Source organism: Stenotrophomonas sp. YJH_SMC_106-19 (assembly GCF_059368375.1).
Map to the genome: position 1 here is coordinate 17,142 of NZ_JCAFRQ010000008.1, position 13,214 is coordinate 30,355.

Sequence of the window (13,214 nt, forward strand, 5' to 3'; positions counted from 1 at the left end):
GGCCTCGAAACCCTCTGTATTACCGCCCCCCAGAGGGTGGGGAAAGCTGTGGATAAATTCCGCGCGTTGTCAGGCGCCTTTTTTATCCACAACTCATCCCGCGCTTGCTACCGGATTCTGCACCGTTTTGTGCGATGACGCCTCATCGGCGTCCGTGCATCATTCGCTCAGCTTCCGGATCAGCTTGTCCCAGTCCTCACGGAGCTTGCCGTCGGTTTCCATCAACGTCCGGATCTGACGGCAGGCATGCAGCACCGTGGTGTGATCGCGACCGGCGAATGCGTCGCCGATCTCGGGCAGGCTGTGCTCGGTCAACTCCTTGGTCAGGGCCATGGCGACCTGGCGCGGACGAGCCAGCGATCGGGTGCGGCGCTTGGACAGCAGATCCTTGATCTGCAGTCCGTAGTAGTCGGCAACGGTTTTCTGGATGTTGGGAATGCTGATCGCCTGCTGCTGGGCGCGCAGCAGGTCACGCAGGGTTTCCTGCGCGAACTCGGTGGTGATCGCACGGCCGGTGAAGTTGGCGCGGGCGGTCAGGGTATTCAGCGCGCCCTCGAGGTCGCGCACATTGGAGCGCATCTTCTTGGCGATCAGGAACGCAACATCATCGGGAATCTCCGCACCGCGTTCGCGCGCCTTGGCCAGCACGATCGCCGCACGGGTCTCGAAGTCAGGCGGTTCGATTGCGACCGACAGTCCCCAGGCAAGCCGCGACTTGAGGCGTGCTTCCAGCCCTTCGACCTCACGCGGGTACCGGTCACAGGTCAGGATGATCTGCTGCTTGCCGTCGAACAGGGCGTTGAAGGTGTGGAAGAACTCTTCCTGGGTGCGATCCTTGCCGGCGAAGAACTGGATGTCGTCGATCAGCAGCGCGTCGACCTGCTGGAACTGGCGCTTGAACTGATCCATGGTCTTTTCCTGCAAGGCCCGGATCATCGCGCTGAAGAACTGTTCCGAGCGCAGGTACAGCACCTTCGCACCCGGATTGGCCTGGCGCATGGCGTTGCCGGCGGCGAACATCAGGTGGGTCTTGCCCAGTCCGGTGCCTCCGTACAGCAGCAGCGGATTGTGTGCGCGATCGCCCGGTTTCTGCGCTGCCTGGAACGCAGCGGCGAGGCCGAGCTGGTTGCTGCGGCCTTCGACGAAGTTGGCGAAGGTGTAATGGCTGTCCAGATTGCCGGCGAACGGCACCTGGGGTTCGCTGGCTGCGTGCGCCGAATGCGTGGAAACCGGCGCGGTCTGCGCCTCCACGGGGCGCGGACGGGAGCCGATTTCAAGAAAAACGTCGCTGAAACCGGCGAAATGCGCCAGCAGCTCGCGGATGCGCGCCAGGTACAGCTCGCGCACCTGGTCGACGATGAAGGCATTCGGTGCATACAGCACCAGGCTGTCCACGCGCAGATCGGCCTGCAGCGGCTTCAACCAGGTGTGAACGTCTTCAGGCGGGAACTCCGCTTCGAGGCGTTCGAGACTACGGGACCAGGCATCCATCAGCAATAATCGTCCGATGGCCGGGGTGGGGGCGCGACAAGGCGCCCAAACACAGGCCGGAAAGGGGGGAAATGGATGGCTCAGACTACCACCGAGCGCCCGCCTTCGGAATGCTTGTCCCCTACTTATTCACAAAAACATCCACAGCTATTGCACAGGCCGGTGAATTCGCGTAGTCCCCAGGGCTTGACGCGGGGTGGGGTACCTCTCTAGAATTTCCGGTTCTTTCCGTCCCATTCATACGAGAGGCCCCAATGGCCACCAAGCGCACCTACCAGCCCAGCAACCTCAAGCGTAAGCGCGACCACGGCTTCCGTGCCCGTATGAAGACCGCTGACGGCCGCAAGATCCTGTCGCGTCGCCGCGCCAAGGGCCGCAAAGTCCTGAGCGCCTGATTGCCATGCCGCACATCGCGGCAGACGCAATCCCTTCGACAGTGAATACTGCAGACCCGCGCAAGCGATTCCCTCGCTCTGCGCGGGTTCGCACGCGTGCCGAATACTCAACGGTCTTCAACGGCGCCCGCCGTGTGTCCGATCCGCTGATGACCCTGCACTGGCTGCCGGCTGACCGGCCGGCCAGGCTGGGTCTGGCGGTTTCCCGCAAGGTCGATCCGAACGCCGTCGGGCGCAACCGGATCAAGCGCGTCCTGCGCGACATCCTGCGTCAGACACGAACCGATATCCAGCCAGGCGACTTTGTCGTCGTGGCCCGTAGTGCTGCGCGTCATGCCAGCAACGACGACATCCGCCAGGCCTTCCTGCGCCTGCTGCGCCGCCTGCGTGCATTGCCCGCGCCGGGCGTGGACGGCACAATGCCGCCGCCTGATGGCATCGCAACTCCCTCTTTGACCGAGCCGGCACCGCGTTCCGGCCCCGCCGAGCCTGTCCGCTGATGAACCAGACCCGCGTATTTCTTATTTTTGCCTGGCTGATGGTGGCCGTGCTGCTGTGGATGGAGTGGAGCCGCGAGCAGGCCGCTCCGACCCCTGCTCCGACGACCCGTTCTGCCCCGGCCGCGGCGCAGACCGTGCCGGGCGCCGCCGCAGGCAGCGTTCCCAGCGCCCAGGTGCCGGCGGCCCCGGGCCAGGCGCCCACGCAGGCCCAGGCCAGCGCGACCCCGGCCGCCCAGCGCGTGACCGTCACCACCGACGTCCTGCGCCTGGTACTGGACGGGGGCCGCGTGCTCGACGCCGAGCTGCTGCAGTTCCCGCAGACCAAGGATGAAGGCAGCCCGCCGGTCCGCCTGCTGACCGAAGATCCCGCGCATCCGTACAGCGCGATCAGCGGCTGGGCCAGCCAGGACAAGAACGCCCCGGTGCCCGGCGCCGACGGCTTCAAGCTGGTCGGTGACACCCGCGACTTCGTGCTGGCCAAGGGCCAGAACGAACTGCAGATCCCGTTCGTGTGGACCGCCGACAACGGCGTGACCATCAAGCGCACCCTCACCGTCTCGCGCAACGAGTACGCCGTGCGCTTCAAGGATGAAGTCAGCAATGCCGGCGCCACCACGTGGAACGGCTACGTCTACCGCACCCTGGATCGCACCCCGACCATCCTGTCGCGGAGCATGACCAACCCGGATTCCTTCAGCTTCAACGGTGCCACCTGGTACGACAACGACAAAAAGTACCAGCGTCGTGCGTTCAAGGATTACCTGGAGGACGGTGCCCTGAACCAGAACATCACCGGCGGCTGGCTGGCGATGCTGCAGCACCACTTCTTCACCGCGTGGATCCCGCAGAAGGACCAGGTCGCCCACTACGTGCTGTCGCAGGTGGACGGTCGTGACCTGATCGAAGCGCGCGGACCGGCCTTTACCCTGGCCCCGGGCCAGTCCACCAGCACCGAAGCGCGCCTGTGGGTCGGCCCCAAGCTGGTCAACCTGATCGCCAAGGAAGACGTGCCGGGCCTGGACCGCGTGGTCGACTACAGCCGTTTCTCGATGATGGCGGTGATCGGCCAGGGCCTGTTCTGGGTGCTCAACCAAGTGCACAAGCTGGTCGGCAACTGGGGCTGGGCGATCGTCGGCCTGGTGGTGCTGCTGAAGCTGGTGCTGTACCCGCTGTCGGCCGTGCAATACAAGAGTGGCGCCAAGATGCGCCGCTTCCAGCCGCGCATCCAGCAGCTGAAGGAACGCTATGGCGATGACCGCCAGAAGTTCCAGACCGCGATGATGGAGCTGTACAAGAAGGAGAAGATCAATCCGATGGGCGGCTGCCTGCCGATCCTCATCCAGATGCCGATCTTCTTCGCCCTGTACTGGGTGCTGGTGGAGTCGGTCGAACTGCGCCAGGCGCCGTGGCTGGGCTGGATCCAGGACCTGACCGCGCGTGACCCGTACTTCATCCTGCCGGTGATCAACGTGGCGGTGATGTGGTTCACCCAGAAGCTCACGCCTGCGCCGGGCATGGACCCGATGCAGCAGAAGATGATGCAGTTCATGCCGCTGGTGTTCGGCGTCATGATGGCCTTCATGCCGTCCGGCCTGGTCCTGTACTGGGTGGTCAACGGCGGCCTGGGCCTGCTGCAGCAGTGGTGGATGACCAAGCGCCATGGCGGCGACCCGGTCCCGGCCACCGCCGCATCGGCTCCGGTCAAGAAAAAGTAATCGGTAGAGTCGGCCGCTGGCCGGCTGACCGCAGCAGAAGCCCGCCGTAAGGCGGGCTTTTCGCATGAGGCGGTAGAATTCCGCGCGTGCGCAACCGGAGACGTTCCAAGCGATGAATGAGGCAGCCCGCACCGACACCATTGTCGCCATCGCCAGCGCGTCAGGTGCAGGTGGCGTCGGCATCCTGCGCCTGTCCGGCCCGCGCGCCGCCGCCATCGCCAACGCACTGGGCGCAACCGGCCTGCGCCCACGTCACGCGCATTACGCACGTCTACGCGACGCCGACGGCGAGGTGATCGACGATGGCATCGTGCTGTGGTTCCCGGCACCGAACAGCTTCACCGGCGAAGAAGTGGTGGAATTGCAGGGCCATGGCAGCCCGGTGTTGCTGCAGCAACTGGTTGCACGCTGCATCGCGCTCGGCGCGCGGCAGGCGCGGCCCGGTGAGTTCAGCGAGCGCGCCTTCCTCAACGGCAAGCTCGATCTGGCTCAGGCCGAGGCCATCGCCGATCTGATCGCTGCGGGCGACAACCGCGCCGCGCGTGCTGCCCGTCGCTCGCTGGACGGGGTGTTCTCGCGCCGCATCGACGCCGTGGTCGAGCAGCTGGTGCTGCTGCGCGTGCATGTGGAAGCGGCCATCGATTTTGTAGATGAGCCGCTGGATACGCTGGGCGGCGCGCAGGTGCGCCGCGGGCTGGAACTGGCACGCAGCGACCTGGCCCTGCTGCGCCGCGATGCCGAGCGTGGCCGTCGCCTGCGCGATGGCCTGCACGCGGTGCTGATCGGCCCGCCCAACGCCGGCAAAAGTTCATTGCTCAATGCGCTTGCCGGCAGCGAACGCGCCATCGTCACCGACATCGCCGGCACCACGCGCGACACGCTGCGCGAGACCATCCGCCTGGATGGACTGGAGCTGACCCTGGTCGATACCGCCGGCCTGCGCGACGGTGGCGACGCCATCGAACGCGAAGGCATGCGCCGCGCGCGCGTGGAGATCGAACGCACCGACCTGGCGCTGATCGTGCTGGATGCGCGCGATCCGGCGGCGGGCGAGGCGGCCATCGGCGAAGCGGTGCGGGCTGTGCCGCACAAGGTCTACATCCACAACAAGTCGGATCTGCTGCAGGCCGGCCCAACCGTGGACGATCCGGACCGTGTGTTCGTTTCGGCCGCCACCGGTGCAGGACTCGGCGACCTCCACGCGCGCCTGCGCGCGATCGCGTCGGCAGGCGCGGGCGAACAGGTGGACGGCGAGTTCTCCGCGCGCACCCGCCACGTGGATGCAATCGAGCGTGCGCAGGAACATGCCCGTCGCGCTGATGACGAGCTGGCCCACGAACACCTGGAACTGGCAGCCGAAGAGCTGCGGCTCGCACATGACGCGCTGGGCGAGATCACCGGGCAGATGAGCGCCGATGACCTGCTGGGACGGATCTTCTCCAGCTTCTGCATCGGCAAGTAAGCCGGGGTCAGATTCCCGCAGGGGCTCTGACCCCGTTTGCCACATGGGGTGACAGCCGCTGCGGGGATCCGACCCCAGGTCCCCCACCTGTCACATTGCCGCCGCATACTGCCGCCCATCACCTACCGTTGGGGGACGTTGCAGTGAAGTCGTGGGGTTGTGCGTTGCTGTTGTCGCTGGCCGTGGCACCATCGGTGGCCATGAGTGCTGAATCCTCTCTCCCGGCTGCGGCCAGGGCGTCGGTCTATGGTCATCGCGGCGCCAGCGCGCTGCTGCCGGAACACACCCTGGCTGCGTATGCACAGGCCATCGCCGACGGAGCCGACTACATCGAACCGGACCTGGTGATGACCAGGGACGGGGTGATGGTGGCCCGCCATGAGAACGAGATCGGGGGCACCACCGATGTCGCCTCGCATCCCGAATTCGCCAGCCGCCGCACCCGCAAGGTCATCGACGGGCAGACGGTGGACGGATGGTTCACCGAAGACTTCACCCTGGCCGAGCTGAAGACGCTGTACGCGCGCGAACGCCTGCCCGACCTGCGCAGCACGGCCTACGACGGCCAGTTCCGCATCGCCAGTCTCGATGAAATCCTCGCGTTCCTGGTCCAGCAGGCCGGCCGCGCCAATCGCGGCATCGGGCTGGTGCCGGAGATCAAGCATCCGACCTACTTCCAGTCCATCGGTCTGCCGATGGAAGACAAACTGCTGGCCGCGCTGCGTGGCAATGCCTACACCAACGTCGGCCCGGTCACCATCCAGTCCTTCGAAACCGCCAACCTGCGTTACCTGCGCAGCAAGATCCCGCAGGACAGCAACATCCGCCTGCTGCAGCTGCTGTGGAAGGGCGATACCCAGCCGGCCGACGTCGCCAAGGCCGGGGGCACGCTGACCTATGCACAGATGATGACTCCAGCGGGCCTGAAGGACATCGCGGCCTATGCCGATGGCATCGGTCCTGAACTGCGCTCGATCATTCCGCTGGACGCCAACGGTGCGCTGGGAACGCCGACCGCGCTGGTGCGCGATGCGCACGCGGCCGGCCTGATGGTGATCCCGTATACCTTCCGCCCGGAGAATCAGTTCCAGCCCAGCAACCTGCGCAGGGGAGCGGACAACGCGCGCAACGCCGAAGGGTCGATCGCCGAGATGCGCGCCTATCTGGCCACCGGCATCGATGCGTTCTTCACCGATGACCCGGCGCTGGGCCGGCAGGCGGTGGATGGCACTGGCGCGGCGGGCAACGCGGCGAACTGACACGTCAACGCCGCCGGGCATGGCCCGGCGCTACCCGGGATGCCGGTGAACCGTAGCGCCGGGCCATGCCCGGGACCCATCCCACCTCAGCCGCGCGGTTCGTCCGGCCGCCGGAACGGGATGACCACGTAATCCTGCCCTTCGCGCGGCTGCCACAGGACCGGCACACGGTGTGGCGACGGCGGCTCCAGTTCATCGTCGGCCAGCGGTTCTGCGTTGTCTTCCTCGTCCTCCCAGCTGTAGCGCGGACGCGGTGGCAGCGGGTCAGCGGTACGGAACAGCAGCGCTGCGATGATGCCGGCGAAGGCGCCGCCCATGTGCGATTGCCAGGACACGCCGTCGGCATGCGGCAGGATGGTCATCAGCATGCCACCGTAGAACAGCATGCCGATCAGGCCGGTGGCGATGGCGGCGCGGTCGCGGCGCAGCAGGCCGAGGCCGGCGAGCAGGAACATCAGGCCGTGGGTCACGCCGCTGGCACCCAGATGGATGCTGCCGGGATTGCCCAGCATCCATGCGCCCACACCCGATCCCAGCCAGAGCAGGGGCAGGGCGCGGACGGTGGCCTTGGGATAGACGCTTCCGGCCAGGGTGCCGAGGATCAGGATCGCGATGCTGTTGGCGGCGATGTGCTCGACCGAGGCATGCAGCAGCGGGCCGCCGAGCAGGCCGAGCAGGCCCTTGGCTTCCAGCGGCGCTACCGCCCAGGGGCGCCAGTCGAACGTGCCCTGCAGGGCGAACACGACCACCAGCACCAGCACGGCGGCCAGGCTGACATTGAACGCCCGCAGGATGCGGAGGCGGTCGTTGCGGGGGGCCGGCACGTCGCCGGCGGGCAGGGGCGCGTTGCTGTTCATACCTCAAGCAATGGCGGTGGCTGGCGCGAAACCAAGGCCACCGCTGCGGGAGAGTGGAAGCGGCCAGCGGGACAATCCCGCTGGCCATGTCTGCCAGCCGCGATCAGGCCTGGCCTTCGCCTTCCTTGGGCGGGTACTTCAGGCTCAGCACGACGGTGGCGGCAATGATCAGCGCGACCACGCCCAGCGAGACCGGGGTCGGGATCTTGAACAGGTCGATGATCATCATCTTGATGCCGATGAAACCCAGCACCAGTGCCAGGCCGTACGGCAGCAGGTGGAAGCGGTCGGCCATGCCGGCCAGCAGGAAGAACATCGCACGCAGGCCCAGTACCGCGAACACGTTGGAGGTCAGCACGATGAACGGATCGGTGGTGATCGCGAAGATCGCCGGGATGCTGTCCACCGCAAAGATCACGTCGGTGACGGCGATCAGGATCAGCACCGCGAACAACGGGGTGAACCAGCGCACGCCGTCGCGCTTCACGCTCAGGGCGTTGCCGGCGTACTCCGGCAGCAGGCGAAGGTGCTTGCGCATCCAGCGCAGGGCCGGGTTGCTCTCCAGGTCCGGCTCCTGTCCGGCGGCAAACCACATCTTCCAGCCGGTGAACAGCAGGAAGGCGCCGAACACGTAGAGCAGCCAATGGAACTGGCTGATCAGCACGCTGCCGGCGAAGATCATGATCGTACGCAGCACGATCGCGCCCAGGATGCCGATGATCAGCACCTTCTGGCGCTGTTCCTCCGGCACCGCGAAGTAGCTCATGATCATCAGGAAGACAAAGATGTTGTCCACCGCCAGCGCCTTCTCGACCAGGTAGCCGGTCAGGAACTCGAGACCGACCTTGTTGGCCACGACCTGGCCGGCCGTCTCATTCAGGTAGTACCAGAGGCCGGCGTTGAACAGCAGGGCCAGCGCGACCCAGCCGATGGACCACCACAGGGCCTCCTTGAAGGTGACCTTGTGCGGGCCACCATGGCGCATCAACACGAGGTCGACCAGCAGGGCGATGACCACCACCGCTGCGAAGCCGCCCCACAACCACATGTTACCGATCGTCTGCATTGGGAATGTCCGTTGGAAAGATGAATGCCAGGCCGGACGGCGAGGATCTGCAACGGAGGATCGGGAGGGGATCCAGGGACAGAGCTTCGCCAGTACGGCGAAGGTCTCGCTCGCAGTTCCAGTCGGCTGGAACTGCCGTTGCACCGGAGCCTGCGGGCTCGAAATGACGGCGACAACGTCTGGGAGCTACTCCCCTTCTGGCGCCGATTCTGCGGCCTGCCGCGTCCGCCGTCAAATGCCCGGGCACGGGGGTCGGATCCCCGCAGGGGGCCCGAGCCCATGTTCCCGCCAGAGAGGGGTCAGAGCCCCTGCGGGGATCTGACTCCCGGCGGCCGGTTTACAATAGGTGGATGAATACCCCCCTTCCCGTTGTCCGCCTCAAGAACGCGTGGCGCTCCAGCCACCCGTGGATCTTCCAGAAACTGGTCGAGAAGCCGACCGTCCGGCCCAAGCCCGGTTCCCTCGTCGACGTGGTCGGGGTGGACGGGGAATTCATCGGGCGCGGGTTCTACAACGGGCACTCGCGCATCGCCGTGCGCATTCTTGAAACCCATCAGGCCGTTGCGGTTGATGCCGGCTGGTTCTCGCGCAAGATCGCCCAGGCGGTGTCGCTGCGCCGTGAGGTGCTCAAGCTCGACGCGGTGTCCGACGCCTGGCGTGTCGTGCACAGTGAAGGTGATGGTCTGTCCGGCCTGGTGGTGGACCGCTACGGCGACCTGGTGGTGGTCGAGTTCTTCGCTGCCGGCATGTTCCGCCACCGCGAATGGATCTACGATGCGCTGCGCGAGCAGTTCCCCGGCTGCCGCTTCCACAGCTTCGCCGACGAGCACGTGCAGAAGCAGGAAAGCTTCGACTTCCACGGCAACACCACCACCGAAGCGTCGGTGATCACCGAGTACGGCATCAAGTTCCGCGCCGATCCTGCCGGCGCGCACAAGACCGGCTTCTTCGCCGACCAGCGCGAGAACCGGCAATGGCTGAGCCAGCAGGTGGAAGGCAAGAGCGTACTCGACCTGTGCTGCAACACCGGCGGCTTCGCGGTCTATGCAGCGGCACGCGGGGCCTCGGACGTGGTCGGCATCGACATCGATGAAGACGTCATCCAGATCGCCAAGGGCAATTCGCGCCTGAACAACGTGCGCCCGAAGTTCATCCAGTCCGACATCTTCCCGTGGCTGCGCGATGCCGCCAACCGCGGTGAGCAGTACGACGTGGTGATCCTGGATCCGGCCAAGATGACCCGCGACCGCGACCAGGTGATCAATGCGCTGAAGAAGTACTTGGACATGAACAAGCTGGCGCTGGGCGTGGTCAAGCCCGGTGGCCTGTTCGCCACCTTCTCCTGCACCGGCCTGGTGGCCGAGGACCAGTTCCTGGACATGCTGCGCCGTGCGGCCTATTTCTCCGGCCGCACCCTGCAGATCCTGAAGGTTGCCGGTGCCGGCGCGGATCATCCGTTCATGGCCCACGTGCAGGAATCGCGTTACCTGAAGGCGGTGTTCTGCCGCGTGGTTGATTGACCGCGTGGCGCTGTAGAGCCGAGCCCACGCTCGGCTGATCTGTCTGGCAGCCGAGCATGCGCTCGGCTCTACAAATTGGCCGGCCGCAGCGCTATGGTCGGGTTCTTCCCATTGCCGGTAGGAACCCCATGCCGTCGTTGCGCCGTCTGTCCGTGCTGCTTGCCCTGGCGCTGAGCGCGCCGCTGAACGCCCATGCCATCGAGTTCAGCGCGCAGGAGCTTGCGCGTGCCAAGACATTGCAGCAGCGCCTGCTGACGCTCGACAGCCACCTGGATACGCCGGCCAACTTTGGCCGCACCGGCTTCGATATCGAACAGCGCCATGATCGCAATGCGCTGTCACAGGTGGACTACCCGCGCATGGTCGAGGGATCACTGGACGGCGGGTTCTGGGCGATCTACACCGACCAGGGCGACCGCAGCGCCGCCGCCCACCTGGCCGAGCGCGATCACGGCCTGCAGCGCCTGCTGGAAATCCGCGAGATGGTGGCGGCCAACGGCGATCGGTTCGCCCTGGCCCTGACCGCTGACGATGCGGCGCGGATCAAGGCCGCCGGCAAACGCGTGGTCTACATCAGCATGGAGAACGCCAGCCCGCTGGTGGCCGACCCCAGCCTGCTTTCGTTCTATCACCGTGCCGGCCTGCGCCTGCTGAGCACGGTGCATTTCGCCAACAACGAGTTCGCTGATTCTGCGACCGATCCGAAGGGACCGGAGTGGAAAGGCCTGAGCCCGGCCGGCAAGGCGCTGGTGCGCGAGGCGGTGAAGCTCGGCATCGTCATCGACCAGTCGCATGCCTCCGATGCCGTGTTCGACGATCTGCTGGCGATGATGCCGGTGCCGTTCGTGCTCTCGCACAGTTCAGCCAAGGCGGTCTACGACCATCCACGCAACCTCGACGACGCGCGGCTGAAGAAGCTGGCCAAGGCCGGTGGTGTGATCCAGGTCAACGCCTATGGCGGCTATCTGATCGACACCGGCAAGACGGCCGAGCGCAAACAGGCCGAAGAAGCACTCAGCCGGCAGCTGGGAGGCTGGGAAGGCATGGGCATCGAGCAGGGCGTGGCCTTGTTGAAGGCCGAACAGGCACTGGACCACGAACACCCCGTCCGGCACGCCAGCCTGGAGGACTTCTTCGCCCACTTCGAGCACATCCTCCAGGTGGTCGGGCCCGAACACGTGGGCATCGGCCTGGACTGGGACGGCGGCGGCGGCCTGAGTGACCTGCCCGATGTCAGCCAGCTGCCGAAGATCACCGCGTGGCTGCTGCGCAAGGGATACACGGAACAGCAGATCGCCGGCATCTGGGGCGGCAATCTGCTGCGGGTGATGCGGCAGGCGCAGGACTACGCCGCCAGGCAGGGCGGGTAACCGCCCCACCCGGGCCGGATCTGCGCCGGGCCGTGCCCGGCGCGGTCTGGATCAGCGCGCGATCAGCGCATGGCGACGGCTGTACAGGAAGTACAGCACCAGGCCCGCGACATTCCACAGCAGGAAGTACAGCTGCGTGGTGTGCGGCAGGCTGATGAACAGGTAGATGCAGCCCAGCGCCGCCAGTGGCCCGACGATGAAGGCCAGCGGCGTGCGGAAGGTCCGCTCGCGGTTCGGTTCACGCACGCGCAGCACGACCAGGCAGATGCCTACCGCGGTGAACGCCGCCAGGGTGCCGGCGTTGGCCAATGCCGCGATCTCGTCCAGGCGTGCCACGCCGGCCAGCGCCGACACCACCAGCGCGGTGAACAGCGTGGTGGCCACCGGCGTGCCGGTGCGCGCGCTGACCTTGGACAGGCCACGCGGCAGCAGGCCATCGCGGCTCATGACGAAGAAGATGCGGCTCTGCCCGTACAGGAAGGCCAGCAGCACGGTCGGCAGGGCGATGATCGCGATGACACCGATCACCATCGCCGCGGTGGGGTGGCCGAGCTGGCGCATGATCAGCGCCAGTGGCTCAGCACTGTGGCCGAACACTGCGTAGCTCATCGCACCCACGGCGGCCAGCGCCACCAGCACGTAGACGATGGTGCAGCCGATCATCGAACCGATGATGCCGATCGACAGGTCGCGGCCCGGGTTCTTGGTCTCCTCGGCAGCGGTGGAGATCGCGTCGAAACCGTAGAAGGCGAAGAAGATGATCGCGGCGGCCGCCATCACGCCTCGCTCGACACCATCCGGACCCAGTGATTTGGCGAAGCCATACGGCATGAACGGCTGCAGGTTGCTGCTGTCGAAGGCCGGCAGTGCCACTGCCACGAAGATGGCCAGCGCGATCAGCTTGAACACCACCAGGATCGCGTTGAGGGTCGCGCTCTCCTTGGTGCCGGCCATCAGCATCAGGGCCACCAGCCAGGTGATGACGATCGCCGGCAGATTGATCATGCCGCCTTCCACGTGCGGACCCGCGGCCAGCGCGGCCGGCAGGGTCACGTCCCAGCCGAACTGGGTGTGGACCCACTCCAGGAAGCCGACGAAGTACCCCGACCAGCCCACGGCCACCGTGCTGACCACCAGCGAGTACTCCAGGATCAGGCTCCAGCCCACCACCCAGGCGAACACCTCGCCCAACGCGCTGTAGCTGTAGGTGTAGGCACTGCCGGCGGCCGGCATCATCGTCGACAGCTCGGCGTAGGACAGGGCCGCGCAGGCGCAGACCGCACCGGCGATGGCGAAGGAGATCAGGACGGCCGGGCCGGCGAGATTGGCACCGACGCCGATCAGCGTGTAGATGCCGGTACCGACGATGGCGCCGATGCCCAGCGCGATCAGGTGCGGCCAGCTGAGTGTCGGGACCAGTCGCCTGCCGGCTTCATGGACGGTGACGGAATCTAGGGACTTGCGCCGGAGCAGGGACATGCAGGCCTCGGAAGGGGTGACTGATAACGACAAGTCTCCGAGTGTGACCGAACGCAGCGCAGCATTACCACTGACGGGGGTCATGCCTGGCGCAGCGCGC

General features: G+C 66.2%; 11 protein-coding genes. 7 read left to right on the plus strand and 4 right to left on the minus strand.

Features of this window, described 5'->3' with window-relative positions; genetic code table 11:
- Nucleotides 1-159: 159 nt before the first annotated feature.
- On the minus strand, nucleotides 160-1,491 hold the full coding sequence (gene dnaA / locus AC5P5M_RS17655) for a chromosomal replication initiator protein DnaA (RefSeq protein ID WP_053517222.1): 1,332 nt from the start codon (nucleotides 1,489-1,491) through the stop codon (nucleotides 160-162).
- A 254-nt stretch (nucleotides 1,492-1,745) separates the two neighbouring features.
- Here dnaA and rpmH point away from each other — a divergent pair, with 254 nt between their 5' ends.
- The 5 genes from rpmH (at nucleotide 1,746) to AC5P5M_RS17680 (ending at nucleotide 6,822) form a co-directional block, all read left to right on the plus strand.
- Entirely contained in the window at nucleotides 1,746-1,886 is a 141-nt protein-coding gene (gene rpmH, locus AC5P5M_RS17660) for a 50S ribosomal protein L34 (RefSeq protein ID WP_005411729.1), read from the plus strand.
- Nucleotides 1,887-1,891: 5 nt separating this feature from the next.
- Nucleotides 1,892-2,386, plus strand: coding sequence for a ribonuclease P protein component (gene rnpA, locus AC5P5M_RS17665; protein ID WP_080375251.1), 495 nt, complete (start codon nucleotides 1,892-1,894; stop codon nucleotides 2,384-2,386).
- Nucleotides 2,386-4,101: a membrane protein insertase YidC gene (yidC, locus tag AC5P5M_RS17670; protein ID WP_065174067.1), complete on the plus strand. Its 1,716-nt coding sequence runs from the start codon at nucleotides 2,386-2,388 to the stop codon at nucleotides 4,099-4,101. The genes rnpA and yidC overlap by 1 nt, the downstream gene beginning before the upstream one ends.
- 112 nt (nucleotides 4,102-4,213) lie before the next feature.
- Nucleotides 4,214-5,563, plus strand: a complete 1,350-nt coding sequence (gene mnmE / locus AC5P5M_RS17675; protein ID WP_495206209.1) for a tRNA uridine-5-carboxymethylaminomethyl(34) synthesis GTPase MnmE — start codon at nucleotides 4,214-4,216, stop codon at nucleotides 5,561-5,563.
- Nucleotides 5,564-5,706: 143 nt separating this feature from the next.
- Nucleotides 5,707-6,822 carry a glycerophosphodiester phosphodiesterase gene (locus tag AC5P5M_RS17680; RefSeq protein ID WP_065182139.1) on the plus strand — a complete coding sequence of 372 codons (1,116 nt, stop codon included), beginning with the start codon at nucleotides 5,707-5,709 and terminating at the stop codon, nucleotides 6,820-6,822.
- An 86-nt stretch (nucleotides 6,823-6,908) separates the two neighbouring features.
- On the opposite strand, the gene AC5P5M_RS17685 is transcribed toward AC5P5M_RS17680, so the two are convergent.
- Nucleotides 6,909-7,679, minus strand: a complete 771-nt coding sequence (locus AC5P5M_RS17685) for a rhomboid family intramembrane serine protease (RefSeq protein ID WP_476342965.1) — start codon at nucleotides 7,677-7,679, stop codon at nucleotides 6,909-6,911.
- A gap of 103 nt (nucleotides 7,680-7,782) precedes the next feature.
- Nucleotides 7,783-8,745 carry a TerC family protein gene (locus AC5P5M_RS17690; protein WP_053517229.1) on the minus strand — a complete coding sequence of 321 codons (963 nt, stop codon included), beginning with the start codon at nucleotides 8,743-8,745 and terminating at the stop codon, nucleotides 7,783-7,785.
- A gap of 350 nt (nucleotides 8,746-9,095) precedes the next feature.
- On the opposite strand from AC5P5M_RS17690, the gene AC5P5M_RS17695 reads away from it, so the two are divergent.
- Both AC5P5M_RS17695 and AC5P5M_RS17700 read left to right on the plus strand, forming a co-directional pair.
- The gene (locus tag AC5P5M_RS17695; protein WP_283219174.1) at nucleotides 9,096-10,265 is read left to right on the plus strand and encodes a class I SAM-dependent rRNA methyltransferase; all 1,170 of its coding nucleotides are present in this window, start codon (nucleotides 9,096-9,098) and stop codon (nucleotides 10,263-10,265) included.
- Nucleotides 10,266-10,393: 128 nt separating this feature from the next.
- Nucleotides 10,394-11,635 carry a dipeptidase gene (locus tag AC5P5M_RS17700; protein ID WP_340044145.1) on the plus strand — a complete coding sequence of 414 codons (1,242 nt, stop codon included), beginning with the start codon at nucleotides 10,394-10,396 and terminating at the stop codon, nucleotides 11,633-11,635.
- 51 nt (nucleotides 11,636-11,686) lie between these two features.
- Here AC5P5M_RS17700 and AC5P5M_RS17705 read toward each other — a convergent pair whose 3' ends face one another.
- Nucleotides 11,687-13,114, minus strand: coding sequence for an amino acid permease (locus AC5P5M_RS17705; protein WP_053517233.1), 1,428 nt, complete (start codon nucleotides 13,112-13,114; stop codon nucleotides 11,687-11,689).
- Nucleotides 13,115-13,214 lie beyond the last annotated feature (100 nt).

Coding starts and splice junctions, on each gene's coding strand:
- dnaA (WP_053517222.1), bottom strand. CDS start 1,491: ATGGATGCCTGGTCCCGTAGTCTCGAACGCCTCGAAGCGGAGTTCCCG.
- rpmH (WP_005411729.1), top strand. CDS start 1,746: ATGGCCACCAAGCGCACCTACCAGCCCAGCAACCTCAAGCGTAAGCGC.
- rnpA (WP_080375251.1), top strand. CDS start 1,892: ATGCCGCACATCGCGGCAGACGCAATCCCTTCGACAGTGAATACTGCA.
- yidC (WP_065174067.1), top strand. CDS start 2,386: ATGAACCAGACCCGCGTATTTCTTATTTTTGCCTGGCTGATGGTGGCC.
- mnmE (WP_495206209.1), top strand. CDS start 4,214: ATGAATGAGGCAGCCCGCACCGACACCATTGTCGCCATCGCCAGCGCG.
- AC5P5M_RS17685 (WP_476342965.1), bottom strand. CDS start 7,679: ATGAACAGCAACGCGCCCCTGCCCGCCGGCGACGTGCCGGCCCCCCGC.
- AC5P5M_RS17690 (WP_053517229.1), bottom strand. CDS start 8,745: ATGCAGACGATCGGTAACATGTGGTTGTGGGGCGGCTTCGCAGCGGTG.
- AC5P5M_RS17695 (WP_283219174.1), top strand. CDS start 9,096: ATGAATACCCCCCTTCCCGTTGTCCGCCTCAAGAACGCGTGGCGCTCC.
- AC5P5M_RS17700 (WP_340044145.1), top strand. CDS start 10,394: ATGCCGTCGTTGCGCCGTCTGTCCGTGCTGCTTGCCCTGGCGCTGAGC.
- AC5P5M_RS17705 (WP_053517233.1), bottom strand. CDS start 13,114: ATGTCCCTGCTCCGGCGCAAGTCCCTAGATTCCGTCACCGTCCATGAA.